Origin of the sequence: Lysinibacillus sp. UBA5994 (genome assembly GCF_002429725.1) — a bacterium.
GTDB classification, from domain to species: domain Bacteria; phylum Bacillota; class Bacilli; order Bacillales_A; family Planococcaceae; genus Lysinibacillus; species Lysinibacillus capsici.
In genome coordinates this window covers 167,626-194,338 of sequence record NZ_DJAU01000012.1, presented here as the reverse complement: position 1 = coordinate 194,338, position 26,713 = coordinate 167,626, and the positions used below count along the sequence as shown (strand labels likewise).

The following is a 26,713-nucleotide window of genomic DNA, read 5'->3' as shown; positions in this document are numbered from 1 at the left end:
TCTCGCACATGATTACGGGTGTAGCCTACTTAGAATGATCTTTTCGGTACAGAGCTCCAAGATGAATTCTCACTCGTTTTACATGCACCTCTCATCAACCGGTAACTTTCTGTTCGTAAAAATAATTGATACTATTTTTTTCATAGCCTTTGTTCTAGCCATCTCACGAGAAAGAGTAGATTTTAAATAAAGCGCCCGATTGTGAAAGGCCCAAAAATTACCATTCTCTTCATTACACTCTCTGAAAACCAAAAATATATTTCAATCATACGAACAGGCAACGAATATCTTACTTTTTGTTCTTTTGATATACAATAAAAGTAAGGCCATTTAATAGCAATGTAAAAATGAGAAGAACTGCTGTGGCTATCACGACTGCACGTGTCGTGTCCATGAGTGCCGTCCAATCCTCAATTTTTACTAAATGATAATTATAAAACATCTGAAAACTAATTGAAATAGCGCAGGCACTGATGCTGAGAACGGCAAGGATACCCCAATTAGAATGTTCATGTTTTTTATTTCCCATTAGATAAAAAATCGGAAGTATCCAAGCGATTATTCCTAGTAAGAGACTGCCAATATTAAGCCAACCAATCATAACGAATCCCTCTTTCTATTTGTATTGCCGTTTAACAATACTTAACGGTAAATTGTAGGAAAGGTTTCAAATAACTGTATTATTCAACAATATCGACCTTTAAAAGAAAAAGACACGTTTATAAATAAACGCGCCCAATTGCCGAAAACTATTATTCAATTAAAACTACCATTATAAACTTTATCTTTTCGCTTCATTTGTATATGCGTAAATATTTTCACTATTAATATACCAATTATTCCACCAAGTATATTACATAACAAGTAGATAGCATCTATAGAACTAATGTTCCTAGGAACTAAACTAAACGACCCTAATAGTAGACGTAAAAGCTCTGTACCTAAACAACACAATATCACTAGAAAAATGGCTTTATTTATATTTTTAAAATGGAAAAGAACGCATAAAAATATCCCTAAAGGAAGTAATAATAAAAAATTATAAACTATAGATGAATAGCTCCACAAATACATATTGAAGTGGATACTATCAAAAATTCCAAACCAATCATTAGCTGTAATAAAACGTCTACTCTTGTCTGCTGGATTTAGAGGTAAAAGTGTTATTCCCCCTACTTTAATTTGAAGTAAACATAGTAAATAGAAGAGAAAGCTATATAAAGTAACGCGTCTTTGATTACTCTTGATTTCTTTTCTAAAGTAATCAAGAAATACATCTATAAAAATATAGACCAACAACACTAAAAATCCGAAAGGAACAATATTATATAGAACATAGTTTGTATGCAAGTAAACACCTCCCAAATTTTGTAACAACTATCATTTTACTTATTTTAACAATGTTAGTCAAATAGTGTTCTTCCACTACCATTTTTTCATTTAGCTGTTTTTATTGTCATTATAAAAAACACCCCCATAGACCACCATATCTATAGGGGAAAAAACGGTACGATATTAGTATGAAGTTTAGTAGGTTACCTCGGAATCTTTTCGCTTCGGAATAAGTGCAGTAAAAAGTGCAATTAAATTAGGTGGAATACTAAATAATAAAAATAGCCAGTTTGTCGTCAGGATCGAGATGATCGTGAATACAATAATGGACGTAATGAAGACGAATAGGCCCACCTTCACACGCGAGGGCTGTAACGGGGCTGCGCTGGACATATTGATGGTCAAAATAATCCCAATGATTCCCCAACTCGCTACGTGTGTTAATAAAAGGATACCTAAAACCATAGCAGTGCTTAATTCAATTCCAAAATTGAGTAACGTAAAGAAAACATACAGCGCTCCTAATGTCACATACCATGAATAGGATCTCGCCTTTTGCCAAATATGATAGTACAGCTCGTCTAAACCTCTATTTTTTCTAGCTTTCTGTCGCCCGAACCACCATCCAAGAAGTCCACCAATCACTCCCCCATACAATCCAATCATACCCCAGATATTAATCTCCATTATTCATTCTCCCCTCTTCAAATATAAACACTTCTTCAATTGTGCTATTGAACGCTTTGGAAATGTTGTAGGCAAGCTCTAAGGATGGATTGAATTTGCCTGATTCAATAGCAATGATCGATTGCCGTGAAACGCCAACTTGTTTCGACAATTCTTCCTGCGTAATCTTGTTCAATTTTCGTAATTCTCGAATTCTGTTTTTCATAATGCCTCCTTTATAAATGTAAAGCAAACTATACATTTAATGTTAAGTAAAGTTTACTTTACATCACTTCGTATGTCAAGCAAACTTTACAATTTGATTTTTAGTTAGATGAAATGGCAATGTCGAGTAAAGAACAACAAAATTCTATTACTATGTACTATTTTCGGAAAATTTGATAAATTAATAGTAAGGAATGTTTTGAGCGTTACAAAAAGGAGGTTATTCAAATGAGTAAAAAAGAGCTCTTGCAAAATGGAGTCAATCAGGTTTTTTACGAAGAGGAATGGTACCCACCGTTATCAGAAGCATTAAAGAATCTCACTGCTGCGCAAGCTAGTTGGCAACCAGAAGGAAATGCTGCTAATACGATTTGGGAAAATGTAAACCATTTATTAATCTTTAAAGAGCGCTTACTTTCTCGCTTACATAAAGAGGAGACATTTGTTGCTCCACAAAATAATGATGAAACGTTTGTCCAAGGCGGTGCTCATGATGAAGATGCTTGGCAAGAAACAGTGAATCGAACCCTTCACGTACATGATGCCCTACAATCTTCATTAGCATCCTTGCAAGAAGAGGCATTAGATCAACCTAGTCCCGCTCTTCCAGTTTGGCAACAATATCTAAATATCCTTTTGCACGACGCTTACCATACAGGACAAATTGTTCAACTTCGTAAACTACAAGGTTCATGGCCTGCTAAGCGCTCCTACTTATAAACGATGATTCCAATTGGTGATTGAAAAGCAGATGCCCCCTCAAGTTAGAGACAAACTACTAACTATAGGGGGCATATCATTTAATTCGTTTTCATTATCCATCTTAAGCTGTTTATCTACCATAATCAGTGGAACATCACTAATGTCGAGAGTGGTTTTAGTAAGTTTACAAGTCTATCGGCTTACCACCTGTCACTCCATAAATCTGACCCGTGATATAACTTCCTTCATCCGAGGCCAGAAGAACATAAACGGGTGCAAGCTCTACTGGCTGTCCCGCACGGCCGAGGGGCGTATTTTGGCCAAACTCAGGAATCTCTCCTTCTAATTTCCCGTTATCTAGCTGAAGCGGCGTCCAAATCGGGCCAGGTGCAACACCATTGACACGGACACCTTTAGAAGCAAAGTACGAGGATAGGGATACCATAAAGTTGCTTATTGCACCTTTTGTCGCGGCATAATCCATTAAAGATGAGGATGGATCGAAAGATTGAACCGATGTGGTGGTGATAATTGCACTTCCTGGTTCCAAATGTTCTTCAGCAGCTTTTACGGTCTCGAACATGCTGATGATGTTTACTTTGAAAGTGTCTTGCACTTGTTTAATTGTTAAGTCACTTAGGGATGGCTGTGCGATCTGTTGCGCAGCATTTAATACAAGAATGTCCAATCCGCCAAAGGCTTCTACGGTTTTTGTAACAATCTCTGTCGCTGTGCCGTCTTCTCGCAAGTCATACGGTAGCAGTAATGCTTTTCTTCCTGCTTTTTCAATTAATTCTTTAACGACGTTGGCATCTTCCTCTTCACCAGGGAAGAATTGGATGGCTACATTGGCTCCTTCACGTGCATAGGCAATAGCGGCAGCACGGCCAATCCCAGAATCGCCTCCTGTAATTAAGGCATTGCGCCCTTCTAAACGATTGTATCCTTTATATGATTCTTCTCCGCAGTCAGGTTTGGGGATCATTCCATGCTGTAGCGCTGGCGTGTTCTGTTCCTGATTTGGGAATTTTTCGGTATGAAATTTTTTACGTGGATCGGTTAGATGTGGGTTTCCCATCAGCTATCATCTCCTATTTTGATTAATTAGTGACAAACACTTTGTGTGCTTACACTGTTACATTTTGTTGAATACCCTCTGAACATTTACTTTAAACAGCATCAGATTTCTTCCGCCCTTCCACCAATGATGGAGTCATTTACATTTTCCTTACAAAAGAAAAAACACCCTATATAAGCGAGCAGACTAGTCCACTGTTGAAATGGATAGTTTGAACACTTACATTGAGTGTTTTAAGAACCTCTATAAAGTAGGTTATGAAAGATATTTAATAACGCTTTGTTTGTTTAAATTAACGCCTCAATTGCTTGAGCTACTTGCTCTTCTGTTAAATTGTGACGCACGATGTAGCGATTGCGCGCATGCTGTGTACATTCGATTGTACAGCCACCTAAATGCTTTGCTTCATTTTCTTCAGATGCGATAATTTGCTTGTTACATTCAGGATTTGCACAGTTAATGTAGCGTTCACAAGGTTCACCGTCATAGTGATCACGACCGACAATCACATGCTCTACTTGATTGATTGGCACCGTTAAACGCTCATCGAAAACGTACATTTGCCCATCCCATAATTGACCTTTCGCCACAGGATCTTTTCCATATGTTGCTACACCACCATGTAATTGACCGACATTGCCAAAGCCTTCACGTTTCATCCAACCCGAAAACTTCTCACAACGAATACCACCCGTGCAATATGTTAAAACATTTTTCCCTTCGAAGAGCTCACGGTTTGCACGGACCCATTCTGGTGTATCACGGAAATTTTTTACCTCTGGTCGAATCGCGCCACGAAAATGGCCGACATCGTATTCATACGTGTTACGCACATCTAATACTACTGTATTTTCATCTTGCATTTCAGCAAGGAATTGTTCTGGTGACAGGTAGCGACCTGTTAATTCATGTGGGTTGACGTCTTCTTCTAAGCCTAAGTTGACTAACTCAGGACGTGGGCGAACGTGCATTTTTTTGAATGCATGTCCTTCTGCCGCATCAATTTTAAAGACAATGCCTTCGAATAATGGGTCTGCTTGCATGTTTGCCATATATTGCTCTGTTTGCTCAATCGTCCCCGAAACAGTCCCGTTAATGCCCTCATTGGCTACTAAAATACGACCTTTTAAACCGATTTCTTTACACATTTCTAAGTGCGTTGCTGAAAACGTCTCTGGGTCTTCAATCTTCGTGTAATGGTAATATAATAAAACTCGATAATTCATTATTTTCCACCTATCATTTCAATATTTGCAGGATATTCCTGATAGTGTCTTTTACGACCTATTAACCATAAAGGATAATCCGTTAATATGCTATCGGTAATTAGACTGAAATGAGTAGAAATAATTTTCCATATGCCGCTAGATAAAAAAAGACACATTCATTCGTTAAACAAATTTTATATTTTTCTTCACCGCATTTTCTACTAAAGCATAGAGTAAACTCGCAATACCAAAAATAAGCATCGAATTGATAATACTTAAATTATATTCTTCTATAAATCGCGAATCATAAATGATTACGAAAGAAAAAGCCCCTATTGCCCCACCAAATAAAGTGAAGGTAACCACTTTAAACAGCCAATTTTTCATAAAACGACTCACAATAAATGTTAGCGGTAAAAACGAAATCGGATAGAGAATAAAAGCAAAAGAGCCCATTAAGAACATATAGCCAACGCCTAAATCACGAAATCCCGTCATATATTCTGATGTCCTGATTTTTCTTCCTTCTAAAACTTCTAAGCCAAATCCAGCTAAGGCAAACAGCACTATAAAAGGTATCCACATGATTAAACAATGATAGAAAGTTTTCATTCTTATCCTTCCCCTTATGAATTTTTACTGCTGGTACAATTCAACCTCTTAATAGATCAAACGAAAATCATGGAAGAAAGTTACAATGTTTCTCACCTGACAAAAGATCAAAAAAAAAGCATATTTTAGGGATTGATACGCCTAAAATATGCACCTCTCATTTCTTCTCTTTAAAACACAATCCCAATAATGATGGCTGATAGAACACTTACAAGTGAGGCACCGTATAGCAATTTTAATCCAAAGCGTGCCACTACATTGCCTTGCTTTTCATTTAACCCTTTTACGGCACCTACAATGGTACCAATTGAGCCAAAGTTAGCAAAGGATATGAGGAATACAGAGACAATCGCTGCTGTACGCTCACTGAAGCTATCTTGAATTTTAACGAAGTCCAGCATGGCAACGAATTCATTTGCCACAAGCTTTGTCGCCATGATACTCCCTGCATTCACAGCTTCATGCCAAGGTACACCCATGACAAACGCAATTGGGGCAAAGACATAGCCTAGGAAACCTTGGAATGTGATACCGAAAATGCCATTAAACACACCATTAATGAGGGCAATTAACCCAACAAAGCCTACTAACATAACCCCGACGATGATGGCTACCTTAAAACCGTCCATAATGTATTCGCCTAGCATTTCAAAAAACGTTTGCTTTTCACCTTCCTGCACTTCGATTATATCTTCCTCCGCTTGTACTTCATACGGGTTAATGATTGAGGCCACGATAAAACCACCAAACAAGTTTAATATGAGAGCTGCCACTACATACTTTGGCTCTAGCATCGTCATATAGGAGCCCACAATGGACATCGATACCGTTGACATCGCAGAAGCACATAAGGTATAAAGCCGATGCTTTGGTAAAAAGCCAATTTGATTTTTCACTGAAATGAATACTTCATTTTGCCCTACGATTGCCGCTGCAACCGCATTATAGGATTCTAGTTTTCCCATGCCATTGATTTTACTTAATACGAAACCTATATATTTAATCATAAACGGTAGAATTTTATAATGTTGCAATATGCCGATGATGGCTGACATAAATACGATTGGCATTAAAACATAGAGGAAAAATGTATGTGCACCCTCATTCGCCATCCCACCAAATACAAAATTTGTGCCCTCATTGGCATATTCAAGTAGTTTTGCAAAGCTATCAGCAAATCCTTTAATTAAAAATTCCCCAATACCTGTCTTCAGTAATAGAAACCCTAAAACAAGCTGGATAACAATCATCACAATGATTGGGCGATATTTAATATTTTTCTTATTATTACTTGCAAGCCATGCTAAAAATAGCACGAGTAGTAGACCTACTATCGAAATAATATAATGCATGTTGTCCCCTCCGTAACGAACAATGTTTTCAAATGCTTTTTCTTCCCATCCCATGCAATCCCTTACGCATCGATGATTGTATGAAGAGCAATGTCCACCATATCAAAAAAGGATTTTTCACTTTCCTCGTGCGTTAAGCTTTCATTTGTTAATAGTTGACTACCTACCGTCAAAATAGACAATGCCTTTACCCCATATTTTGCGGCTAACGTATAGAGGGCGGTGCTTTCCATTTCTACCCCTAAAACACCGAATTCCATAAACTTATGAAGCCTGTCTAATGTTTCACGATAAAATTCATCTGAATTATAAATATTGCCAACAAACACATTGCCTTTTTTCCCTTGCGCTAGTTGAAACGCTTTCATTAATAAGGAAAAATCCGCAATTGGTGCGTAATTATTGCCGTAGAAAATTTTCTCCGTCAAATTGCTGTCTGAAGACACTGCTTGGGCTAGAATGATATCGCGGATTTGAATGTCCTGTTGCATCGCGCCACATGTGCCAATACGAATCAATTTTTTCACGCCATAATCGTTGACCAATTCAGTACCGTAAATACTCATCGATGGATTCCCCATGCCCGTCCCCTGCACGGAAATCGGTACACCTTTGAACGTTCCTGTATACCCATACATTCCTCTTACTTCGTTATAGCAATAGACATTCTCTAAAAAATGCTCTGCTACAAATCTTGCACGTAAAGGGTCTCCAGGCAGCAAGACACGCTCAGCTATTTCTCCCTTTTTTGCTCCTAAATGTCTACTCATTTTCATTCCTCCAAAAACTTGTCATTTATCTCCAATCCAAATAGGTAACCGTTTTCATTTACCAATAAAAAATACCCACAGCCATTTCCAAAACTACTTCTTTTACAAGAAATCTGTTCAGAAACTACTATGAGTATAAGGTTTAATAAACCTGACAAACTAGACCAGATTGTTACGTTGTGTACGGGAAATAATTGACCAAATTACCGAAGTAATTCTTGACGAATATTATCTAAGTCCCTTTTGGTAGGAATCGTAGATATAATAACAACCGGCACTGTCGTCAAGGCAACGGGAAAATTACTTATGACAAAATCAATGTGATGCTGCTGTACCATCTCATCCGTTAATCCCTTCATAATAGAGGTATTAATAATCAGCTGGTCCCCAATTTCATTCTTGATTAAATTGGCGATATAATGGCGGATTGAAAATTCCTCTCCAATAACCAAGAAGGCTCGTTTACTTTTATAACGTAGCCCTGAACGAACAAGCAAGGTAAGCTTGGTTAAATGAAAGTCATTATACAGGATAGAAGGGTACGCTTTTTTCCATGTTTGCATACAGACCTGCATATCTTGGTAAATTTGCTGACATTCAATTTGAACATAGTTTGTTAAATTACTTTTTGAAATCATCAGCCATTCAGGGATGGCATTATCGATTAAAAGCTTGTCTAAAAACTCATATACCTCCAAGCTAAACCGCTCATTCATATGTACATTAGGGTAAGCCTTTGCCAATAAGGTGAACAACTGCTGCGCCATTTGATCAATTTCTTTATTTTTATATAATTCGATTTCCTTCATTGGCGTCATGTCTGATCCTTCATAATAATGATATTGGCTTAGACTAAATAGAGATTGCATAAAAAAAAATTCACGCTTTGGTAATTCAATCGAAAATTTTTCTTCCAGTGCCTGTGCAAAGTCTTTTACTGGCAAATAGAACATTCCTCTTTCCCAGGCGTAATCATCCTCCGTAATTTTGACATAGTTCCCCTTTCGTACTCTTTCCAAGACAATCGCCACTAAAAAGGATAATTTCCTCTTGGAGTTAATAAAATAAACAATGTTTTGCTCATGCTCTATTTGCGTGATGCATTGATTGATAAAATCAAAGTCACTATTGGTAAATGGCCATCCTGTATACTCATAGGCATCACCATATAATTTCCAATAAAAATAGCGGATATTCAATTCATTTCCCTTTACGGCGGGCGTCGAGTATGTAATGCGTAGCTTATACGGCTTCAAATCATGATTATTTAGTTGCGTAATCAGCTTCTTCAACGAGGAAGTGCTCATAAACATCGCCTCTGCTAGCTCCTCCATCGAATAAGGTTGCCCATTGATAAACAATAAGTGCATGAAGCGATAGAAGATGGTTTGCCTGAACATGCTCGAAAGCACTTCACTAACGGTTGTACTTCGCCCATCTCGTTGTAGAAAAATTCCCTTTCCTCTAGATACGTCAATCGTCATTGTTGCTGGTAATTGCCGATTGATCTCTTCTACGAGCTTCCGTATGGTCTTATCTGAAATATGTAAGCTTTTTTCAACCTCCCCTAAAGTAAACCATCTTTGTTCAGAATCTAGTAACAGTAATAATTGACTAGCTAATTTGAATTCCTTATCCACGTTCTCACCCTATCCATCATTCACAAAAAGGAACATACACTGGTAGCTGTATGTCCCTTTTTGCGTTTATTTCATATACGTATTCAAAACTTTTTCGATGTCCGTATTAAGCTTGTTGATATCAACTGCTGGCACGGGCTGATTGACAAGCTGATATTTTTCTTTTAGTTTTAGGATTCTTTGGACACTTTCATTGATGCGTTCCTCTGTTATTTCCCCATTGCTGACGGCTACCTTCACCGCTTCTATCGCTGCTGTAATATTGGCATATTCATGAGCGATTAAAATAATATCACTACCAGCCTTGATTGAATCGACAGCTGCTTGCCCGATCGCATAATGATTCGTGATGGCCTTCATCGTCATATCATCAGTCATCACAACACCGTCAAAGCCCAGCTGCTTTCTTAGCATACCCGTGATAATTTCCTTCGACATGGAGGAAGGATACTGTGGATCAATTTTTGGCAATAAAATATGTGCGACCATGACGACATCTGCACCATTGTTAATGGCCTCTTTAAATGGGACAAGCTCTAGCTGATTCAAGTCGTTCAAGCTTTTTGTCACCTTTGGCAATTCTAAGTGGGAGTCCACAGATGTGTCACCATGCCCAGGGAAATGCTTCACGACAGGAATAACCTGCTCCGACTCCAGACCCTTCATTGTTTGAATGCCCAATTTGCTGACAATAGCTGGATCATTGGAAAACGAACGATCCCCGATAATTGGATTATTCGGATTGCTATTGACATCTAATACAGGCGCAAAGTCCAGATTGAAGCCAAATGCCTTTAATTGCTCCCCTAATAATTGGCCTACTTCAAATGAAAACTTGGATTGGTTAATGTCCCCAATTTTTTGGTTCGTTGGGAAATTTTTTAAAGCGCCTGGTAATCTGACTACTTTTCCACCCTCTTGATCGGTGCCAAGGAAAAGTGGTAGCTGATTATTCGAATTGGCAGCCATTAAGTCATTCATCAATGTGACCGTTTGCTGGGGTGTTTCAAGATTATTGCCATAAAGAATTAAACCACCTACTTTAGCCTTTTGAATAAGGCTTATTGTCTCCTGCTGAAGCGTCGTACCTGAAACACCTGCAAACATCATTTGACCGATTTTCTCGTCCAATGTCATTTGTTCCACCGTATCTGGCGCTTGTGGCTTCAGTTCCGTATAGACCGAAATATGATGAACAGTAGGATTGGCATCACTGTCAATCGGTTTCGGTAAAATCCACTTTAATTGATAGCTGGCATTTACTTGGTAGACAAGAATAATTTGATCGGTTGAAGGATCCTGATAGTAACGAACTTCATCAGGTTCACCCAACTTATTTTTAATATCTGCTAAACGAATGCTTTTGATATTCTCTTTCGATGAACGGATATCGAAGGCCTGTGAACCTCGATAACCAATCGTCACATCCTCATAATCTTCATATTGTCCATTGGCGGATTCCGTGACCTGCTGCGGTTCTCCCCATTGCTCACGAACCGCTTGTTGTTCTGTATCTCCTGCTGCAAATGGCACATCAGGTACTTTTCCTTCTCGCGCTAATTGAGCAATATCCTGAATGAGGACCTCTATATTGTCTGAACCACCTTCCTGTTCGGACGCATCCTCTTGAATGGGCGTTGTCTCAGGATTTCTAGTCGGTAGTGTGACTGGCCTCATTTTCATGCCGATAAAAAAGGCTAGACCCATTAACATCAGCACAAGAACTAGCAGCACACCACGTCTTCTTTTATGCATGTAAAAACCTCCTTCACCAAGCCATTTGGCGACATCGAAACAAATCTATCAACTAACGTTATCATAACTGCCACCTGAATTCAAAGCTCACGCTGTGAACAGAATCGCAGCCTTCAATAGAAAATATTATCGTAAGCTAGCAAAAATGCAAAAGAAGATGTTAAAATATTCACATAAAGGGGGATATAACACATGGGGAAATTAAGTAAAAGAAATATACTGTGGATTGTGCCAATCGGTATCTTAGCGGTATTTTGGTACTTCTATGGTCCACAAAAGGATATTACAGACAATGAATATATTACATACGTAAAAAACTATTCCTATGAAAATAGCGCAAAAACTTTGGAGAGTGCCTTTGCCTCTGCCTGTGAAAATCCATATTGGGTCTATTTTGAAACACAAAAGGGACAGGATGTTGTAGAGTTTGAGGGTGATTGCACGGTTAACAATGAAGTAGCCAAGGTCAATGTACAGTTTCTGGTAGACAACGACATCACAAGTGTTCAATCAGGTGCAATGCTTGTCGATAGTAAAATGCAGGAAGAAGCAGACCGCGATGAATTTTTGCTAGCACTTGCTAAATAATCCCTTATAGTGATGCTATAAGGGTTTTCTCTGGGAAAGCGGATAAAATGTGCAAAGTAGTGGACAGCAATCCTACAGTGATGGATAGAAAGTTAAAAGTGGCGGATAGATCCTGTGAATTGACGGATAGCTCTGAGAAAGCGGAGTAAGATTTTGATGCTGCAATCGAATAAAAATGGAGAGGGTTGATCCTCTCCAGAAGGTGGTTATTATTTTTTCTTGGCGATCCAAATCGTCCATCGATCCTTTTCAATGATGGAACCTTCAGTGGTAATTGCATTCCTTATATGTTCAAGAAGGGTCGATAATTGGTTGTCATTCAATTCATGCAATAGACTACGCCCCACTCTACCTTGTAAATCAGCCAATAATTGCTCCTTATTAGCATAGACCTGTCTCGTCTCCCATAGTTTGAGTTCACTAATTTCTTGAAAGCCTACTTCTTGTAAGCTTTCTGTCACCAACTGACTAGTGTGTCTGCGCTCTACTTCCTTTTGAATAAGCGAAGGAAAACTTTCAAAGAAATAGCCCCTTATATGATGAGCATCCCCTGGAAGTAAGCAATCCTCTGGGGTGCGATCCTGTACGATAAAATAACCGCCTTGCTGTAAAAGCCGAAATGCCTCTTGAAAGCATGCTTTGACATCTTGTATATGATGAATTAAGGCTCTTTCAAGCACGATATCAAAAGTATCCCCTGCAAGCCCTGTATTGAAAGCATTTCCTTGAACAAATGTGATTTGCGGATATGCTCGACAATTTTCTTTCGCTCCGTCTAGCATGGCTAGTGAAAAGTCTACACCTGTTACAGATGCCACCCCCATATCGACAAGTGCCTTGGCATAAATCCCTCCGCCACAGCCGATATCTACTGCCTTTCCCATACTATGAAAAGGAATATGTTTCGCTAACGCTGCCTTCCATGAGCTATCTGCCTGTCTAGTTGTATAAGACGTACGATGTTGCTGATTATGGAAATCAATCCCCATTCTCTTCACCCTCCCCTTTTATTTTAGTGTACAAGTAGATCACCCATAAGAAAAATCTATAATTATTATAAAAATACATAAGCTTACCTTATCAAACGAAAAACCCATGCTGGGATCTGCATGGGTTGAGCTACCATTAACTATTTCTAGTAGGATGGGAGGACTTTAATATGGTCCGTTCAATTATTCTAATTTCGTTATTTAGTTTTGTAATCGCCGCTTCAATTTGTTGATAGCGCTCCATTCGCTTGACCTTCTCTGTTGGAATGGAATCCTTTAAAGCAGCCTGTCCCGCGTATAAGCTAGACAGTAAATCTAGCTTTTGAAAATAAGCTGTGCTATATTGCTCCATAACACCCAGCCCCTCATCTGTTACTTTTTTACACGAACTTATGAATTGTTGTTCATATAAGAACTATAACCGAAAAAAGCAGCCTCAAAACTCCATCTAAATTATTATTTATTATCCATTTCCAAGTAAATGATTATTCTATAAAAGCGCTAAAGCTATGTTATTCATCTTTTTTTAACAAAGAATAGATAAATGTATCATGTGCTTGTCCCTTTTGATACATATAGTCCCTCAATATGCCTTCCTGTTGGAATCCAAGCTGAATTAAAAGCTTGGAAGATGCCTCATTCTCTAAAAAAACAACGGCTCCAATCCGGTTTAAGTTCATATCCCCAAAACCATATGCAATTACTTTCTGCACAGCTTCTTTTGTATAACCCTGCCGCCAGTAATCAGGGTGAATTTCATAGCCAATTTCTGCTCGTTGATGTGCCGCCGACCATAAATGAAAGCCAACTGTACCAATCACTTCATTCGAATCTTTTCGTTCAATTCCCCAACGAATCCCACGCTTTTCCTCAAAATTTTTAGCAAATTGCTTAATTAACTGCTCAGCCTGCTGTGTGTCAGTAAAAGGCTCCTGCCCATAATAGCGTGTTAAAGCCTCATTGGAAAAGCAACGAAAAATCGCAGGAACATCCTCCTCTGTGAGCTCTCTTAACCTAAGTCTTGCTGTTTCTAATTCTGGAAACATGCTGTTCCCTCCTCTACCATCCATATCATTCTCTACTCTTCCTTCAAAATCCTTTTTTGACAATACAAACGTGCAAACCCCAAAGTAGGCTTGCACGTTTGATTACCCGAAGGCTTGTGCTGCTAGAGCATATAATGTTTGATTTCTTGTAGGTATTTTTTTGGCATTACGGATCATGACAGGTGGTGTTGCAGCCATCGTAAAGCCACTTTGTTGTAAGATTGGAGCAAGCTCCTTTTGAACAGATGGGCAGTCGATACGTAATTTCCCCTGATAGCCCTTAGCCAATTCATTGATAATATGATGCGCTATTTCTTTACTTGGCGCGACGATTGGTCCTAAAAGTAGATAAATTGGCCCCGCGATTGTTAAGCCATAGCCAATCATTTGGTTGTCTTGATTTTTGACAACAACACAGCGCTGTGACTGCTGTATTCTTTTACGCAAAAAGATTCTTCTACTATCCCCAAAGGCTGCTGCGTCAAGTTGGGCCAGCTGTTCAAAATCCTGTTCTTGAAATTCTTTGATGGTACCTAAAAAATCGGCTTCGCTGGTCGTCTCAACATATTTGTCTGCCAAATATTTATGTACATGCTCAACAGTTGTGAAGCCCATTTTTTGATATAAAGGTTGTCCTTCTTTTGTAGCTACGAGCATAATCGCTGTTTCCGCTGAAACACTATCGATACAGGCTTGTGTAACGATTCTACCTAAGCCAAAACCTCTGCATTGCTCATGCACAATCACCATGCCAATGGAAGCTACATTTGTGTCGTAGGGAATAATGGCTGCACTGGAAACAATTTTTCCTTCCATATTTTTATGTCCAACTATTCTACCTGCTGCCATAATCGTTTCAATTTCGTAGGCATCGTAATCCCATCCAACGGAAGCTGATAGCTCGATTAATCCCTGAATATCACTAGAAGTAAATAAAGTTAGCTCAAAATTCAATTAGATACACCCTCTCAAAAGAACATATGTTTCATTTTGCAAAATCCCCCTTCCATATACAAGCAATATCTCTTAGCTTTAGCAATTATTACTATATAATTATTGTAAAATAGCCTATAATAGTTGCTAGACTATGCACTCCTACTTCAAGCATATAAAGGTGATTTCAACATGACATCCTATGAACGTATTCTTATAATGGTCCCGCCGTTTCCCTAGCTACGCAATCTACTTGAAACTAACAAAGTAGAATTTTGCTTGTAGGAGGGCAATATGTTGAAAAAACAGGCAGTACCATCTTTATTATTAATGATTGTTCTTGTGGCTTTTCCACAAATTAGTGAAACAATATACACACCATCACTTCCGGATATTGCCGCTGCACTTGATGTAGCCAATAGCTCTGTCCAATTAACATTAAGTATCTATTTTATTGGCTTTGCGTTCGGCGTTTTCTGCTGGGGATGGATTTCTGATTTTATTGGCCGTAGACCTGCCATGCTAGGTGGTTTAATTTTTTATGGAATAGGTAGCCTACTCTGCTTTTACGCAGAGACAATCCCTTTTCTATTAGCAAGTCGATTGCTACAAGCATTCGGCGCTGCAACTGGCTCCATTATTACGCAAACCATTTTGCGTGAAAGTGTGACGGGAAGTCAACGCCATGCTATGTTTGCTCAAATTTCAGCCGTCATTGCCTTTACCCCAGCTATAGGGCCGTTAATTGGTGGTTGGGTGGATCAAGCACTGGGCTTTCGAGCCGTGTTTTTTGTCCTTGTCATCATGAGTATCCTGTTGTTTATCTATGCTTATTGCAGACTTCCAGAAACAACCAATCCTGCAACAAGACAAAGAACAGCGATTTGGCCTGTCGTCAAACGCATTTTTGCTTCACCCATCGTGCTTGTCTATGGGCTACTAATAGGAGGCATTAATGGTGTTCTATTTAGCTACTATGCCGAAGCACCCTTTATATTCATCGAGCATTTCCAGCTGTCACCTGGCCTGTACGGATTTCTTGGCATTATCGTTGCCCTTGCTTCCATAATTGGGGCTATGATTTCAAAGCGACTCGTCATCAGCCATTCGCCACAAAAAATCATCCATGTTGGCTGTTTGGTAATGCTTGGTGGCACTTTGCTTTTGACCATCGTTTGTACCCTGCCATTGCACGCGAGCATGATGGCCATTGGTATGCTGATTACTATTTTTATCACACTGCTAGGCTCGGGCATCGCACTTCCTAATTGCTTAAGTTTAGCGTTAGTAGATTTTCAGGATGTGATTGGCACAGCAGGCGCTATCTTTAGTCTCGGCTATTACTTACTCGTCAGTGCCATCACATCTGGTATGAGCTTACTGCATAACGGTTCTTTACTGACAATGCCACTTTATTTCTTAGGTCTATCCTTGATAATGTGGCTTTGCGGGAGAAAGTTTATTCGATAATGGAAGAAAGCGGGCTTCCAATCGCTATCGCTTTTAGATAGATGAAAGACTAGAACAAAACCTCTTCTCCGAATAGAAAAAGTGGGTGAAATTTTACTCTTCGTAAAATTTCACCCACTTTGATTATAGGATAGCCTAGCTCTAAATTTTTCCCACTGGCACCTATTGAATTTTCTCACTCAAAGTGTAAATACTTAATGACAAAGATTGAACTATGTCAGTAGGCATCGTGCAGTGATCTAACTATCTCCTGATGCATAAAACTGATATAATAGATATACCATTAAAGTGAGGGGTGTTATTTATGAAAGGAAATTCATCCTTAGAACGTAAAAAGCAAGTGCAATTCGCAGTTGGTATGGCTGCCATTGACGGTGGAAAACCGAGCGCATTTACACAGAACCTCTTAAACCAATATGAAAATGGTCAAGTATCATCCAGCCAATTGAAACAAGCGATTGTTGAAAAATATACAAGGGCTTCACAGTAGTTTATGGATCCATATATTTATCCTAATACAAATGTCTTAATCAACAAATTAAATATTCGAGATGAACAACAATTGATTGACGTTGAAGCACAACTGTTAATCGCTGGGATTATAGATATTTCTTCTATCACGCATGAGATTGACTTCCAAAAATATAAAAGTCTCCAAAAGATTCATCACTTCCTTTTTCATGAGCTATATTTATGGGCAGGAGAATTCCGCACAGTCAATATTTATAAAAGCGAACATGTTTTAAGTGGATTATCTGTTGCTTATAGTGATAAAGATCACATTGTATCTGATTTAAAAACTATTTTCAGTTGGTCTAAATCTAAGCAATGGAAGTATTCTAATCCTCTCCTTGTTGAGGACTTTTCTTCATTTATGACAAAACTTTGGCGTGTTCATCCTTTCCGAGAAGGAAATACACGAACGGTATCGATTTTCATGAAGCTTTTTGCTGAAGCAAATAGGCTAGACTTCAATGCTCAATTGCTCTCACAGTATGCAGGATATTTACGAAATGCACTAGTTCTTGCAGCAGTAGAAGAAGCTCCGGAACCACAATATTTATTGAAGATGATGACAGATGCTCTGGATGTAGCTGATTTCAATAAATTCAAGGCTGACGATGAAACGTCTAATTATCAAGTAATTGGGCGTTATGATGTTTCCAAGTATAAAGAAAAGCCCTTTGAAACGGATTAAGGAATGATTTATTTACAGATTTAATACGCTAAAAAGGATGGTGATTTGTAATTGAATCATCATCCTTTATATATATATTTCGCAAATGGGATCAATTAATTCATTTAAAACCTTTTACTCTTAGAAAAATCACCTCCTAATTGAAATTTAGTTTTTAACCCCATATTCAATCGAAGGTGTATTTTTTTATTTGTCTATACTGTTGAGGTCAGTCCTCAACATCAATTTTCCACTTTTTATACACCTACTAGTTTTTTCTAGCTGCTTCTCCTATCCTTGAAAATAATAATCCAACACTTCCTGTGGGGTATGAAAAACTTTGTTGCTTTGCGTTTTATAAAGAAATTTGGGATTCGTACAGGCTTTCTCTAGACTTTTTGCTTGCTTTAGCTTATCCGTCATTTGCTCAATAATATCTGTGTAGCCATCGAGCTGGTTTGAAATTTTCGGTAGCATCGTTGGTGAGATATCGAGTACAATAGAGACTTGATCCTCAGCATAACTATTTAAATTGATAAAAAAGCATTCTTCCAAATGCTTTGAATGTTTATCTACATTAATGACAGCCTCTTGATAATTGGCGATTAACCCTGTTGATGTATTCGTAATTGTAAAGCCTTGTTGTGTCAAATGCTGTTCAACCAGCTTTAAAAACTGCTCGACCTCTGCATCTAGCTTTGGTGTAACAGTTGATTGAATTAAATCATTACATTTCTGATAAATGGTATCAATTTCGGTCTGTTTTTCGACAAGTAATTTAAAATTGGACATTGAATACACGCTTCATCTCCCCTTTTTACTAAGGTAGACATTCATGAAGCGTTTTAGTCATGATCACGAAAAATAACAATTAAAAGGAGAAGTCCATGATTAGAAATTCTGTCAAAGCCATCATCATCGTGGATGGGAAACTATTGCTAACAAAAAATCAAGATATAGAGGGCTACTTTTACCTTTGTCCAGGTGGTGGACAGGAGCATGGAGAGACCTTTCACAAGACGTTGCAAAGGGAATGCCTGGAGGAAATTGGCTCCTCCGTTCACATTGGAGAGCTGTTATTTATCCGTGAATACATCGGACAAAATCATGAGCATGCCGCCTTTGACGCTGATGTACATCAGGTAGAATATTATTTTCTCTGTCAGCTAAATGCGCAAACTTGTCAACCAACGAATCCTGATAGTCTTCAAATTGGGACACAATGGATACCGATTGAAAAGCTTCATACATATAGACTTTACCCCAAAGCGCTTACCCAACCATTAAAGAAATTTATACGAGGACAACAAACAACAATCTATTTGGGCGATGTCAATTAAAACAGGCTGTCTATCTCCTTAGACAGCCTATTCTTAAGGAAGCACTTTCACCATCGTATAGTAGCTACTGCCTGGTGGATAATCTTTAATTTCTCCCACTACTTGATAGCCATGTGCCTCATAAAAGGTACGCGCTTGAAACTCGTAGGTTGTCAGTAGGGCTTTTGTTGCCCCCATGTCCTTGGCTACTAACTCTGCCTGTGCTAAGAGCTTTGTGCCAATTCCCTTTCCACGATATTCTTCACTAAACCAAAATTTATGTATTTCTATCCATCCCCAGTAGACTTCAGCTGTTATACCACCTATCCATTGCTGCTGTTGATCTGTGACGATTAACTGTAAAGGAAGAACCGCACCCTTCTTTCTACTTTCGCGATGATAAGGAGATTGCTCATTATTATAGGCACGAATTTTTTCGCTTAAAAAATTTGTAAAATCCTCATGGTGTCCCCGTAAAACCTCTACTTGATATTCCATCTCGATCCTCCTATTCCTGGTAACGCTTTATCAGCTTGTCTTGATGAGCTGCAAATATTTCTTCTAATGGAATATCGTACTGATTGGCAATCACTATAAGATTTCCTAAGACATCCCCTAGCTCTTCAATTAGCTCCTGCTTATTTTCTTCAAAGGATGGTGTTTTTTCATCTGGTCGATCTCTACCAATCTCGATTGCTCGAATCGCCCTGGCTACCTCACCTGTTTCTTCTGCCAAGAAGCCAATACGTGTAAAAATATTAAGCTCTGACCAGCCACGTGCTTCATAGTAATCCTTTACCCAGCGTTGAAATTCATTTAGTTCCAATTCAGTTTCCTCCATTTCCTTCCTCTTCAAAATAAATTATACTATAAAAGAATTCGATCAGATATGGAGGAAATCAGCTATGAAAAGTATTGCCGTATTTTGCGGATCCAGTCTAGGCGCTTCCGATGCTTATCGTCAAGGAGCGATTTTACTAGGAAAAGAATTAGCCAAAAGACAAATTACTCTTATTTATGGTGGTGCTTCTGTAGGCATCATGGCAACAGTAGCGAATACAGTGCTAGAAGAAGGCGGCAAGGTCATTGGGGTGATTCCGACATTATTAGAAGAACGTGAAATTGCGTATCAACAGCTGACAGAGCTGATTGTTGTAAAGACAATGCATGAACGTAAAAGTAAAATGATGGAATTAGCAGATGGCTTTATTGCCCTTCCTGGTGGACCTGGAACATTAGAGGAATTTTTTGAAGTATTTACGTGGAATCAAATCGGGCTGCTTCAAAAACCTTGTGCTATTTTCAATATGGAAAACTATTTTGATTTATTAATATCTTTCTTTGACCATATGCAAAATGAACAATTTTTAAAAGCACAATATCGTGATGCACTTATTGTTGATGAGGACGCAGCAGCACTATTAGATAAATGTGAAAGCTTTGTTCCTCCAGCTGTGAAAACTTATGAATTAAGCAAATAATAAAATGGTGAGGGTGGACCTAATTGGACTATCCTCACCTTTTTCATAATTCTGCTTTCTTTTCCCGCCTTTTCACTGCTACCACAGCAATCAATACCATCCCAAGCTTCACCAGCCCAATAATGGCATACAGACTAAATGAAAGAATCGCTGGTAATAATACCAGCCACCACGACCATGTAATGACATTTGTTAGCTTTAATACGACAAAGACAATGGTCAACACTTCTGCAATGCCCATCATTTCACCACCTTACAGCCCATCCTTGACTATATAGTAACTATATATCTTACGATAAGGAACATTACAGGAAAAATTTTCACTACTTTTTCTAAATCATACAACAGGAGGCAGTAAGATGACGAATATTTTTGTAAAAAGTGAGTTTGCTCCTTTAAAACGAGTTGTCATGGCGCAATCGGAATTTGCTTTTCCAGCTAAGGAGGCTCCAACAGATGATGAATTTTTAACAGAAGAAACACTAGCACTTTATGCAAGCGTAGATACACTCGGTAAAAATTTTAAAGATGTCTTTCCAGAAAGACAGCAGCAATGGGAATTGGAACGAGCAAATTTAAAAAAAGTATTAGAAAAATACGGGGTAGAAGTACAAGTACCAAGACGTTTAACAGACTATGAAAAAGAAGTAGGAAAAGAAGATGGCTATAGCAATTTCTTCGTTCGCGATCCCTTTTTCACTATCGGCCATTTCTTAATCGAGGGCTCCCTTCGATTCCCACATAGACGCAACGAAATTTTGCCAGTACGTAATCTTTTAGCACAGGAAGCAAATGAAAATCAATGTTTCTATGTCTCCATTCCAAAGCCTGATATGGCAGATGGTTTAGATTCTGAAGCTGGCCCGTTTTTAGAGGGCGGCGATGTGTTAGTGTTAGATAAAACAGTTTTCGTCGGGAATTCAGGACTAGCCTCCAATAAAAATGGTGTGCAGTGGCTGCGTAATTTAGCAAGTAACTTTGATTATACGGTGGTCGAAGTGCCGCTTCATCCAACCATTCTTCATCTCGACTGTGCGCTTAGCCTCGTTAGAGAGGGTCTAATGATTGTCTGCGAGGAAGCACTCATTGATGGTATTCCCAAACAACTAAAAGATTGGGATAAAATTCACGTTTCCCTAGAGAATGCCGCAAAACTTGCTACTAACGGCTTACCTATTAATGAAGAAGTCTACATTACAGACAAAGAATTTACATGGATTGGCGAGCAACTAGCGAAGAGAGGTATCACCGTAGAATATGTTGATTTTACGATTTCTCGAAGCTTTGGCGGTTCTTTTAGATGTAGTACACAACCCCTATTACGCACGGATCTCTAGAAATTATCTCTCCCCTCTAAAAAATAGTATGAATAATGAGCAACCTGAAATGGCACATTATTTGTAGGAGGTGGACAAGAAATGTCTAGAATTATTGGTGTGGAACAATCATTAACGAATATCGAAGATGCTTTAAAAGCACAAGGCTTTGAAGTCATCCAGCTTCGCAATGAAGAGGATGCGAAAAAATGTGATGCTTGTATTATTACAGGTCAGGATCGCGATGTCATGGGAATTAGTGATCCAGTTATGGAAGGTCCTGTGATTGATGCGAATGGACTATCGGCAAACGAGGTCGTTGAACGCGTCCAAAAATATTTCCACTAAAATCATTAGTGCTGTCTCTACGTCATTTTGACGAGAGCAGCACTTTCCTACATACAAATGGGCTCTACTTATAATACCTTGCGTTCTTGTACAAACTAATATACACGAACTTCAAAAAGTAGGGAGATATATGAGCCAAAAACAAATTGCGATTGTTATTTTAATGCTGACGACTACACTACTGCTATCAGGCTGTTGGGATGTAACAGAGCCGCAACGCATGTATTACGTACAAGGTGTGGGGGTTGACTACAAGGATAATGAATATACAGCATACTTACAAATTATCAACTTTGCTAACGTAGCGAAAACAGAATCAGCTAACCCTAATGCAGCGCCTACCGAAATTGGTCAAGCGAAGGGTAAGACAATAGAAGAAGCCATTTACAAATTGTATCGTTCAATGGACCAAGAAGTATTTTGGGGACATATGACCTTTCTTCTCTTCTCAGAGAGTGCCATGAAAGCTGAACATGCGATTGCGGTTATTGATACTTTTCTACGCTTTCGAGAGACAAGATATCATATTTGGGTTTACTGTACCCAAGATCCTATCGAGGATGTTTTATTAGTTTCTCCATTGTTAGAGAAATCACCAACTGCCGCCAAATTAAGTAATCCTAAAAATACAGCGAAGCAGGAGTCATTTGTAGAGCCTGTCAATTTAAGACAGCTCGTTATTGGTTTAAATGAGCCCAACCACGAAATGAAAATTCCTTACGTAACCGTTAACGAAAACTGGGAGACAATGGATGGCTCAAAAACTGCAACCGTTTTTGCAGGTGTCGGTATACTTTCAAAGGATAGTTTTAAAGGCTATATAAAAGGCAAATCCGCACGTGGAATCGAGTGGATGAATGATGAAACAAAGCAAGGCGAAATTACCGTCGAATTAGAAAATAATGAAAAAAGTGATTACTTAACTGTCGATATTAAAAAGCTTGATGTAAAAGTCAAGCCAATTGTCAAAGGTAATGACGTAACATTTGAAATAAATTTAAAATTCGATACGATTTTAAATGGTTTTAAAGGGAGGCTAACACCCAATCAGGTAAGAAAAAAAGTAGAAAAAGCCGTCAAGGAAGAAATCCTAACTACCTTTGAGGAAGGACTAAAAATGGATGCGGATGTCTTTCGTCTATCCGAATATCTCTATCGTAGTAATGTAAAGGCTTGGAAGAGATTAGAGAAGGATGGCAAAATTCCTCTAAGCAAAGATTCCATCAGTAAAATCGATATTCATATTAATAAAGTAAGCCCTGGCCGTAAAACATTTGCAGAAACGATTACCGAATAATAGGTAGAGACCATCCAAAATAGCATGGTCTCTTTCTTATGGCCATCTTGTCATGCTATAGTAATGGAAAAGATGAGGAAACGTTAAACAGACAGGAGATCGAGACGATGATAAAAGGCTTTGGAGGTATATTTTGGCGAACAAAGAATCTAGATTCTGTAAAAAAGTGGTATAGCGAAACCTTGATGCTAGAAATAAACGATTGGAATGGGACAATCATTAAACCCCAAGAAGGCAATGAAACGATCTTTTCTTTTTTCACTGAACAGGACAATTATTTTCCAGCAGAACAGCAAGTGATGTTAAATTTCCAAGTTCATGATGTAAACGAGATGATAAAGCATCTTGAACATCTTGATGTCCCACTCGCAAAACCTCTAGAGTGTAACGAATTTGGAAAGTTTATTTGGATTAAAGATCCAGAAGGACGACTGATTGAGCTTTGGGAAAAATAGTTTACCCTTGCGTTATATAAGTCAAAGAAAAAAGGACCAGACACTTGAGACTGGTCCTTCTTCCTATATTAATGGTTTGTTTTCTTATTAAGAATGTAATCCCGATAGACTAACAGAGCGACAAGAAGAAAGCTAAGGCTAACAAGTCGGAAAATCATTTCTATACTTATCCATTCAGCTAAAATTCCTAAGATAAATGCGCTCATACCTACTCCAACATCAAAACTGGAAAGAAAAGTGGCATTGGCTGCACCACTTTTGGCTTCACTTACTTTTTGAACAGCCCAGGTTTGTAGGCACGGCATAACGGTGCCATAGCCTCCACCAAATAAAATCGCGGCGATAATCAATGTGAAATTATTTGTAGTATAGGATAACACGATTAAAGATAGAAAACCGAAAATCGCTGACACAATAATGATCGACCATGGTCCATGCTTATCAAACCATTTCCCTGTAAAAGGACGTATTAAAGTGGAAACAATTGCGTTGATAAGAAAGAATAGAAAAATATGCTTTAATCCCTTTTGTTCACCAAAAAGAACTAAGAATGTAATAATAGCGCCAAAACCAAGCGTCGTCACAACAGTCAATACTGCTTGAAACCTTACTTCTTTTTCAAATATCGCTTCCATAAACCGAAATGGCTGCTTGTCATTTTGAATAGGTGTCGTTGCATGCACAAAGGAAAGCATTATGATCGCAAATAGGCTTAGGAAGGCTGACGACCAAATCAGCGTGTGAAAAGAAAAGGTACTGTAAATAAGGATACCGAGACTTGGGGCAACAATCGCTCCCACGGTTGTGGATACCGAGAAATAGCCCATTCCCTCTCCTAATCGAGCTTTAGGGATACTATCTACAGCCATTGTACTATTGGCTGTCGTGGATACACCCCACGCTGTTCCATGGAAAAGTCGGAGTAATAGGAAAATCCAAATCGTGTTAAGCAATGGATACAGCATTGTAATTATGAGTAAGGCTATACTTGCCACAATCGCTAGTTTTTTCCGCTTATGATCCATTAAATAGTACCCTACAAAAGGTCTTATCGTAATGGCACCTAGTGTAAATACCGTCGTCACCAAGCCTACTTGCATCGGATTGGCGTTTATGCTTAATAAATAGGCTGGTAAAATAGGCAATAACATTTCAAATCCTATAAAAATAAAAAAATTACTTATGAATAGAAAAAGAAATGATGAAGTAAAAATTGGTTGTTTTTTCATAGTAAATTCCTCGCTTCTAATTATTTTTCTAAATTAGAAGCGCTTGGAACACTGCAACATTCCTTAATTGTCTTAGTTTTTTTAGCAATTCACTCACCCTCTCTCCGTTTTATCACAACAAAAAAGACGCCATAAAACCGGCGTCTACCAATTACTTTGTATGGTTAAAAAGTCATTTTTCACACATGACTGACAAAAGCAAAAAGCTTCCGGTTACTACTTTCACTATGCTGTTTTCTTAAAAAACCACAGACTGGTCCCTTTGAGCCTAAATCATCTAATTGTAAAAATGTCTTTACCTCAATCGCCGTTCTTCTGAAAATAGTTTCCATGACTTTTTGCCTCCTCTCTCAAGATCAATTCATAGCTTACTATAATTTAATACAAGTTTACCACAAAAGCAAATACAATGTTGAACTATGTATAAGACGCAAAATATTTTCCACGCATGGACTATTTATAAAGTTCTTTCCTTGTCACCGTCTATTAATTGAACATGCACCTTGGAGGAGCCACCTCCCTCTATATGATTAGGAACATTTGTTAAATGGAGTAATTCCTTTAGATGAATAGCTTTTTCACGATTGGCCTCGATGGTCACATGATATGGCCCTGCTATATTCATAAGTGAATTCATCCGCTTATCGCCTTTAAAAAAATTCGTATCGATAAATTGTAAATCAAAGGACACAGCTTCATTGCTTCGATTATGTAGGACAATGGTACATTCCCCATTCATTAAGTCTTTTCTCACCATATCAAAACGACATTCTCCATCCCCTTTGTATGAAATGGCCATAATGCCACTAGCAAAGGTTTCTTGATACGCCATGATAAGCAAATGAGGTAAAAATGAATAAAGTAATACTACAATAACAAATGTTCGAAAATGATATTTGTTGATACTCCTAAGTAGTAAAATCATAGCAATTATAAATAAAATCGAGCCAAAGATGCCAAGTAACACGTATCCATCCTGTGTTTCGATGGGAATCGACATGAATGTAGTATGTGCGATCATCGCTTCATTGTAGGGATACGGAAAAAACAGACACATACAAATACCCAACATAACGATTGATCCTATAAACGTCTTTTTATTGTTCATCATATGCTGCCTCCTTTCTAAGGTAATACATAATATGCACATACCAAATTTACCATATATCCCCTAAACAAGGAATGAAGTCTGTGAAAAACTTCTATTTTAAAAATAGTCAATCCGTCTGTAGGCTGAGATGTAGGACCGTCTATAGGGCATTTCCAAATTTAAGGTAAATTGCTATAATTAAGCTCCCTGGGGAATTACAAGAAGAAGGAGGGTTCATATTGGGTATGAAAATAATTTGGTGGGCTGTAAATATTGTATGGTTATTGATCTTTTCTGGCATCGCCGTATTTATTGGGGCAAGAAATGTTGATGGTGCAGGGATTGTGCAAACACCTGAAGTGAAAATGGTTTCATTCATTATTTTGGGCATCATGTTTCTAATCGTTTTACTTGTGCAATTAATTTTTCTTTACTTTATTAAAAAAAGCACAAAAACTCACTTTACGAAAATCACTTAAAAAGAAGCGAGAGGCTATATTAGCACTCGCTTCTTTTTCACCTTGATGCACATAACTCCCTAAAATTACAGCCCCGACAATGCCATTTTTCTTGTGTTTGTTCAAAGTCCTCGAGGTCTACAGGCTAAAAGTTAGATTTTTGGCCTAACTTAGGGG

Annotated in this window: 34 protein-coding genes; 12 read left to right on the top strand and 22 right to left on the bottom strand. The window is 38.3% G+C overall.

The annotated features are described in order from the left end of the window. Window positions 1-289 precede the first annotated feature (289 nt). From B3D98_RS03460 to B3D98_RS03445, 4 genes are all read right to left on the bottom strand, one after another. A complete protein-coding gene (locus B3D98_RS03460) occupies window positions 290-601 on the bottom strand; it encodes a hypothetical protein (RefSeq protein WP_288580624.1) in 312 nt (103 codons plus the stop codon). A 155-nt stretch (window positions 602-756) separates the two neighbouring features. Then, window positions 757-1,350 (bottom strand): VanZ family protein, encoded by a 594-nt coding sequence (locus tag B3D98_RS03455; protein ID WP_288580621.1) that lies wholly within the window; start codon window positions 1,348-1,350, stop codon window positions 757-759. A 177-nt stretch (window positions 1,351-1,527) separates the two neighbouring features. Next, a complete protein-coding gene (locus tag B3D98_RS03450; RefSeq protein ID WP_115674029.1) occupies window positions 1,528-2,019 on the bottom strand; it encodes a hypothetical protein in 492 nt (163 codons plus the stop codon). Beyond that, window positions 2,009-2,224 carry a helix-turn-helix transcriptional regulator gene (locus B3D98_RS03445; protein ID WP_279494689.1) on the bottom strand — a complete coding sequence of 72 codons (216 nt, stop codon included), beginning with the start codon at window positions 2,222-2,224 and terminating at the stop codon, window positions 2,009-2,011. Before B3D98_RS03445 ends, B3D98_RS03450 begins: the two co-directional genes overlap by 11 nt. Window positions 2,225-2,451: 227 nt before the next feature. Here B3D98_RS03445 and B3D98_RS03440 point away from each other — a divergent pair, with 227 nt between their 5' ends. Then, on the top strand, window positions 2,452-2,943 hold the full coding sequence (locus B3D98_RS03440; RefSeq protein ID WP_288580617.1) for a DinB family protein: 492 nt from the start codon (window positions 2,452-2,454) through the stop codon (window positions 2,941-2,943). A 166-nt stretch (window positions 2,944-3,109) separates the two neighbouring features. Here the strand turns inward: B3D98_RS03440 and B3D98_RS03435 are convergent, their stop codons facing one another. From B3D98_RS03435 to nagZ, 7 genes are all read right to left on the bottom strand, one after another. Beyond that, window positions 3,110-4,003, bottom strand: a complete 894-nt coding sequence (locus B3D98_RS03435) for an SDR family oxidoreductase (RefSeq protein ID WP_054548781.1) — start codon at window positions 4,001-4,003, stop codon at window positions 3,110-3,112. A gap of 287 nt (window positions 4,004-4,290) precedes the next feature. Next, window positions 4,291-5,229 (bottom strand): rhodanese-related sulfurtransferase, encoded by a 939-nt coding sequence (locus B3D98_RS03430; RefSeq protein ID WP_288580612.1) that lies wholly within the window; start codon window positions 5,227-5,229, stop codon window positions 4,291-4,293. 165 nt (window positions 5,230-5,394) lie between these two features. Continuing rightward, on the bottom strand, window positions 5,395-5,823 hold the full coding sequence (locus tag B3D98_RS03425; RefSeq protein WP_048390590.1) for a hypothetical protein: 429 nt from the start codon (window positions 5,821-5,823) through the stop codon (window positions 5,395-5,397). A gap of 170 nt (window positions 5,824-5,993) precedes the next feature. Further along, entirely contained in the window at window positions 5,994-7,175 is a 1,182-nt protein-coding gene (locus B3D98_RS03420; protein ID WP_281116166.1) for a NupC/NupG family nucleoside CNT transporter, read from the bottom strand. Window positions 7,176-7,237: 62 nt separating this feature from the next. After that, the gene (gene deoD / locus B3D98_RS03415) at window positions 7,238-7,945 is read right to left on the bottom strand and encodes a purine-nucleoside phosphorylase (RefSeq protein ID WP_103117914.1); all 708 of its coding nucleotides are present in this window, start codon (window positions 7,943-7,945) and stop codon (window positions 7,238-7,240) included. Window positions 7,946-8,148: 203 nt separating this feature from the next. Further along, window positions 8,149-9,585: a helix-turn-helix domain-containing protein gene (locus tag B3D98_RS03410; protein ID WP_288580606.1), complete on the bottom strand. Its 1,437-nt coding sequence runs from the start codon at window positions 9,583-9,585 to the stop codon at window positions 8,149-8,151. Between the two features lie 66 nt (window positions 9,586-9,651). Continuing rightward, window positions 9,652-11,340 (bottom strand): beta-N-acetylhexosaminidase, encoded by a 1,689-nt coding sequence (nagZ, locus tag B3D98_RS03405; protein ID WP_103117913.1) that lies wholly within the window; start codon window positions 11,338-11,340, stop codon window positions 9,652-9,654. A gap of 192 nt (window positions 11,341-11,532) precedes the next feature. On the opposite strand from nagZ, the gene B3D98_RS03400 reads away from it, so the two are divergent. Beyond that, a complete protein-coding gene (locus B3D98_RS03400; protein ID WP_048390581.1) occupies window positions 11,533-11,928 on the top strand; it encodes a hypothetical protein in 396 nt (131 codons plus the stop codon). Between the two features lie 209 nt (window positions 11,929-12,137). Here B3D98_RS03400 and B3D98_RS03395 read toward each other — a convergent pair whose 3' ends face one another. The 4 genes from B3D98_RS03395 to B3D98_RS03380 form a co-directional block, all read right to left on the bottom strand. Then, the gene (locus B3D98_RS03395; RefSeq protein ID WP_048390579.1) at window positions 12,138-12,917 is read right to left on the bottom strand and encodes a class I SAM-dependent methyltransferase; all 780 of its coding nucleotides are present in this window, start codon (window positions 12,915-12,917) and stop codon (window positions 12,138-12,140) included. A 136-nt stretch (window positions 12,918-13,053) separates the two neighbouring features. Beyond that, complete coding sequence (locus tag B3D98_RS03390; RefSeq protein WP_004228847.1) at window positions 13,054-13,269, bottom strand: hypothetical protein; 216 nt, start codon at window positions 13,267-13,269, stop codon at window positions 13,054-13,056. Between the two features lie 160 nt (window positions 13,270-13,429). Beyond that, entirely contained in the window at window positions 13,430-13,963 is a 534-nt protein-coding gene (locus B3D98_RS03385; protein ID WP_103117911.1) for a GNAT family N-acetyltransferase, read from the bottom strand. A 102-nt stretch (window positions 13,964-14,065) separates the two neighbouring features. Further along, entirely contained in the window at window positions 14,066-14,917 is an 852-nt protein-coding gene (locus B3D98_RS03380) for a GNAT family N-acetyltransferase (protein ID WP_103117910.1), read from the bottom strand. A 276-nt stretch (window positions 14,918-15,193) separates the two neighbouring features. Here B3D98_RS03380 and B3D98_RS03375 point away from each other — a divergent pair, with 276 nt between their 5' ends. The 3 genes from B3D98_RS03375 (at window position 15,194) to B3D98_RS03365 (ending at window position 17,564) form a co-directional block, all read left to right on the top strand. Further along, a complete protein-coding gene (locus B3D98_RS03375) occupies window positions 15,194-16,366 on the top strand; it encodes a multidrug effflux MFS transporter (protein ID WP_181574682.1) in 1,173 nt (390 codons plus the stop codon). A gap of 304 nt (window positions 16,367-16,670) precedes the next feature. Further along, window positions 16,671-16,856, top strand: a complete 186-nt coding sequence (locus tag B3D98_RS03370) for an antitoxin VbhA family protein (protein WP_288580595.1) — start codon at window positions 16,671-16,673, stop codon at window positions 16,854-16,856. A 3-nt stretch (window positions 16,857-16,859) separates the two neighbouring features. After that, the gene (locus B3D98_RS03365) at window positions 16,860-17,564 is read left to right on the top strand and encodes a Fic/DOC family protein (RefSeq protein ID WP_048390571.1); all 705 of its coding nucleotides are present in this window, start codon (window positions 16,860-16,862) and stop codon (window positions 17,562-17,564) included. 270 nt (window positions 17,565-17,834) lie between these two features. Here the strand turns inward: B3D98_RS03365 and B3D98_RS03360 are convergent, their stop codons facing one another. Continuing rightward, complete coding sequence (locus tag B3D98_RS03360) at window positions 17,835-18,335, bottom strand: hypothetical protein (RefSeq protein WP_231595564.1); 501 nt, start codon at window positions 18,333-18,335, stop codon at window positions 17,835-17,837. Window positions 18,336-18,430: 95 nt separating this feature from the next. On the opposite strand from B3D98_RS03360, the gene B3D98_RS03355 reads away from it, so the two are divergent. Beyond that, the gene (locus B3D98_RS03355; RefSeq protein ID WP_288580593.1) at window positions 18,431-18,883 is read left to right on the top strand and encodes an NUDIX domain-containing protein; all 453 of its coding nucleotides are present in this window, start codon (window positions 18,431-18,433) and stop codon (window positions 18,881-18,883) included. A 33-nt stretch (window positions 18,884-18,916) separates the two neighbouring features. Here B3D98_RS03355 and B3D98_RS03350 read toward each other — a convergent pair whose 3' ends face one another. Both B3D98_RS03350 and B3D98_RS03345 read right to left on the bottom strand, forming a co-directional pair. After that, window positions 18,917-19,360, bottom strand: coding sequence for a GNAT family N-acetyltransferase (locus tag B3D98_RS03350; protein ID WP_288580590.1), 444 nt, complete (start codon window positions 19,358-19,360; stop codon window positions 18,917-18,919). Between the two features lie 10 nt (window positions 19,361-19,370). Continuing rightward, entirely contained in the window at window positions 19,371-19,688 is a 318-nt protein-coding gene (locus B3D98_RS03345) for a MazG nucleotide pyrophosphohydrolase domain-containing protein (protein ID WP_054548807.1), read from the bottom strand. A gap of 79 nt (window positions 19,689-19,767) precedes the next feature. Between B3D98_RS03345 and B3D98_RS03340 the strand changes: the two genes are divergently transcribed. Further along, window positions 19,768-20,343 (top strand): TIGR00730 family Rossman fold protein, encoded by a 576-nt coding sequence (locus B3D98_RS03340; RefSeq protein WP_288580587.1) that lies wholly within the window; start codon window positions 19,768-19,770, stop codon window positions 20,341-20,343. Between the two features lie 43 nt (window positions 20,344-20,386). Here the strand turns inward: B3D98_RS03340 and B3D98_RS03335 are convergent, their stop codons facing one another. After that, the gene (locus B3D98_RS03335; protein ID WP_054548795.1) at window positions 20,387-20,584 is read right to left on the bottom strand and encodes a transmembrane Fragile-X-F protein; all 198 of its coding nucleotides are present in this window, start codon (window positions 20,582-20,584) and stop codon (window positions 20,387-20,389) included. 118 nt (window positions 20,585-20,702) lie between these two features. On the opposite strand from B3D98_RS03335, the gene B3D98_RS03330 reads away from it, so the two are divergent. The 4 genes from B3D98_RS03330 to B3D98_RS03315 all read left to right on the top strand — a co-directional run bounded on the left by B3D98_RS03330 (window position 20,703) and on the right by B3D98_RS03315 (window position 23,759). Further along, window positions 20,703-21,680: a dimethylarginine dimethylaminohydrolase family protein gene (locus B3D98_RS03330; RefSeq protein WP_288580581.1), complete on the top strand. Its 978-nt coding sequence runs from the start codon at window positions 20,703-20,705 to the stop codon at window positions 21,678-21,680. A gap of 81 nt (window positions 21,681-21,761) precedes the next feature. Beyond that, the gene (locus B3D98_RS03325) at window positions 21,762-22,007 is read left to right on the top strand and encodes a YkuS family protein (RefSeq protein WP_004228871.1); all 246 of its coding nucleotides are present in this window, start codon (window positions 21,762-21,764) and stop codon (window positions 22,005-22,007) included. 130 nt (window positions 22,008-22,137) lie between these two features. Further along, on the top strand, window positions 22,138-23,304 hold the full coding sequence (locus B3D98_RS03320) for a Ger(x)C family spore germination protein (RefSeq protein WP_288580574.1): 1,167 nt from the start codon (window positions 22,138-22,140) through the stop codon (window positions 23,302-23,304). Between the two features lie 107 nt (window positions 23,305-23,411). Next, window positions 23,412-23,759 (top strand): VOC family protein, encoded by a 348-nt coding sequence (locus tag B3D98_RS03315; RefSeq protein ID WP_048390551.1) that lies wholly within the window; start codon window positions 23,412-23,414, stop codon window positions 23,757-23,759. Window positions 23,760-23,827: 68 nt separating this feature from the next. Here B3D98_RS03315 and B3D98_RS03310 read toward each other — a convergent pair whose 3' ends face one another. The 3 genes from B3D98_RS03310 to B3D98_RS03300 all read right to left on the bottom strand — a co-directional run bounded on the left by B3D98_RS03310 (window position 23,828) and on the right by B3D98_RS03300 (window position 26,099). Then, on the bottom strand, window positions 23,828-24,988 hold the full coding sequence (locus B3D98_RS03310) for an MFS transporter (RefSeq protein WP_048390548.1): 1,161 nt from the start codon (window positions 24,986-24,988) through the stop codon (window positions 23,828-23,830). A gap of 179 nt (window positions 24,989-25,167) precedes the next feature. After that, window positions 25,168-25,320 (bottom strand): hypothetical protein, encoded by a 153-nt coding sequence (locus B3D98_RS03305; protein WP_167444836.1) that lies wholly within the window; start codon window positions 25,318-25,320, stop codon window positions 25,168-25,170. Window positions 25,321-25,445: 125 nt separating this feature from the next. Beyond that, window positions 25,446-26,099, bottom strand: coding sequence for a hypothetical protein (locus tag B3D98_RS03300; protein WP_288580567.1), 654 nt, complete (start codon window positions 26,097-26,099; stop codon window positions 25,446-25,448). Window positions 26,100-26,323: 224 nt separating this feature from the next. On the opposite strand from B3D98_RS03300, the gene B3D98_RS03295 reads away from it, so the two are divergent. Further along, window positions 26,324-26,557: a DUF3923 family protein gene (locus B3D98_RS03295; RefSeq protein WP_259949182.1), complete on the top strand. Its 234-nt coding sequence runs from the start codon at window positions 26,324-26,326 to the stop codon at window positions 26,555-26,557. The last annotated feature ends 156 nt before the right edge of the window (window positions 26,558-26,713 follow it).

Excerpts from the sequence above, each read along its gene's own strand:
- B3D98_RS03320 (WP_288580574.1), top strand. The coding sequence starts at position 22,138 with ATGAGCCAAAAACAAATTGCGATTGTTATTTTAATGCTGACGACTACA.
- B3D98_RS03340 (WP_288580587.1), top strand. The coding sequence starts at position 19,768 with ATGAAAAGTATTGCCGTATTTTGCGGATCCAGTCTAGGCGCTTCCGAT.
- B3D98_RS03295 (WP_259949182.1), top strand. The coding sequence starts at position 26,324 with ATGAAAATAATTTGGTGGGCTGTAAATATTGTATGGTTATTGATCTTT.
- B3D98_RS03450 (WP_115674029.1), bottom strand. The coding sequence starts at position 2,019 with ATGGAGATTAATATCTGGGGTATGATTGGATTGTATGGGGGAGTGATT.
- B3D98_RS03390 (WP_004228847.1), bottom strand. The coding sequence starts at position 13,269 with ATGGAGCAATATAGCACAGCTTATTTTCAAAAGCTAGATTTACTGTCT.
- deoD (WP_103117914.1), bottom strand. The coding sequence starts at position 7,945 with ATGAGTAGACATTTAGGAGCAAAAAAGGGAGAAATAGCTGAGCGTGTC.
- nagZ (WP_103117913.1), bottom strand. The coding sequence starts at position 11,340 with ATGCATAAAAGAAGACGTGGTGTGCTGCTAGTTCTTGTGCTGATGTTA.
- B3D98_RS03310 (WP_048390548.1), bottom strand. The coding sequence starts at position 24,988 with ATGAAAAAACAACCAATTTTTACTTCATCATTTCTTTTTCTATTCATA.
- B3D98_RS03425 (WP_048390590.1), bottom strand. The coding sequence starts at position 5,823 with ATGAAAACTTTCTATCATTGTTTAATCATGTGGATACCTTTTATAGTG.
- B3D98_RS03300 (WP_288580567.1), bottom strand. The coding sequence starts at position 26,099 with ATGATGAACAATAAAAAGACGTTTATAGGATCAATCGTTATGTTGGGT.
- B3D98_RS03370 (WP_288580595.1), top strand. The coding sequence starts at position 16,671 with ATGAAAGGAAATTCATCCTTAGAACGTAAAAAGCAAGTGCAATTCGCA.
- B3D98_RS03330 (WP_288580581.1), top strand. The coding sequence starts at position 20,703 with ATGACGAATATTTTTGTAAAAAGTGAGTTTGCTCCTTTAAAACGAGTT.
- B3D98_RS03385 (WP_103117911.1), bottom strand. The coding sequence starts at position 13,963 with ATGTTTCCAGAATTAGAAACAGCAAGACTTAGGTTAAGAGAGCTCACA.
- B3D98_RS03460 (WP_288580624.1), bottom strand. The coding sequence starts at position 601 with ATGATTGGTTGGCTTAATATTGGCAGTCTCTTACTAGGAATAATCGCT.
- B3D98_RS03325 (WP_004228871.1), top strand. The coding sequence starts at position 21,762 with ATGTCTAGAATTATTGGTGTGGAACAATCATTAACGAATATCGAAGAT.
- B3D98_RS03420 (WP_281116166.1), bottom strand. The coding sequence starts at position 7,175 with ATGCATTATATTATTTCGATAGTAGGTCTACTACTCGTGCTATTTTTA.
- B3D98_RS03445 (WP_279494689.1), bottom strand. The coding sequence starts at position 2,224 with ATGAAAAACAGAATTCGAGAATTACGAAAATTGAACAAGATTACGCAG.
- B3D98_RS03435 (WP_054548781.1), bottom strand. The coding sequence starts at position 4,003 with ATGGGAAACCCACATCTAACCGATCCACGTAAAAAATTTCATACCGAA.
- B3D98_RS03360 (WP_231595564.1), bottom strand. The coding sequence starts at position 18,335 with ATGTCCAATTTTAAATTACTTGTCGAAAAACAGACCGAAATTGATACC.
- B3D98_RS03430 (WP_288580612.1), bottom strand. The coding sequence starts at position 5,229 with ATGAATTATCGAGTTTTATTATATTACCATTACACGAAGATTGAAGAC.
- B3D98_RS03355 (WP_288580593.1), top strand. The coding sequence starts at position 18,431 with ATGATTAGAAATTCTGTCAAAGCCATCATCATCGTGGATGGGAAACTA.
- B3D98_RS03335 (WP_054548795.1), bottom strand. The coding sequence starts at position 20,584 with ATGGGCATTGCAGAAGTGTTGACCATTGTCTTTGTCGTATTAAAGCTA.
- B3D98_RS03365 (WP_048390571.1), top strand. The coding sequence starts at position 16,860 with ATGGATCCATATATTTATCCTAATACAAATGTCTTAATCAACAAATTA.
- B3D98_RS03315 (WP_048390551.1), top strand. The coding sequence starts at position 23,412 with ATGATAAAAGGCTTTGGAGGTATATTTTGGCGAACAAAGAATCTAGAT.
- B3D98_RS03400 (WP_048390581.1), top strand. The coding sequence starts at position 11,533 with ATGGGGAAATTAAGTAAAAGAAATATACTGTGGATTGTGCCAATCGGT.
- B3D98_RS03305 (WP_167444836.1), bottom strand. The coding sequence starts at position 25,320 with ATGGAAACTATTTTCAGAAGAACGGCGATTGAGGTAAAGACATTTTTA.
- B3D98_RS03395 (WP_048390579.1), bottom strand. The coding sequence starts at position 12,917 with ATGGGGATTGATTTCCATAATCAGCAACATCGTACGTCTTATACAACT.
- B3D98_RS03350 (WP_288580590.1), bottom strand. The coding sequence starts at position 19,360 with ATGGAATATCAAGTAGAGGTTTTACGGGGACACCATGAGGATTTTACA.
- B3D98_RS03440 (WP_288580617.1), top strand. The coding sequence starts at position 2,452 with ATGAGTAAAAAAGAGCTCTTGCAAAATGGAGTCAATCAGGTTTTTTAC.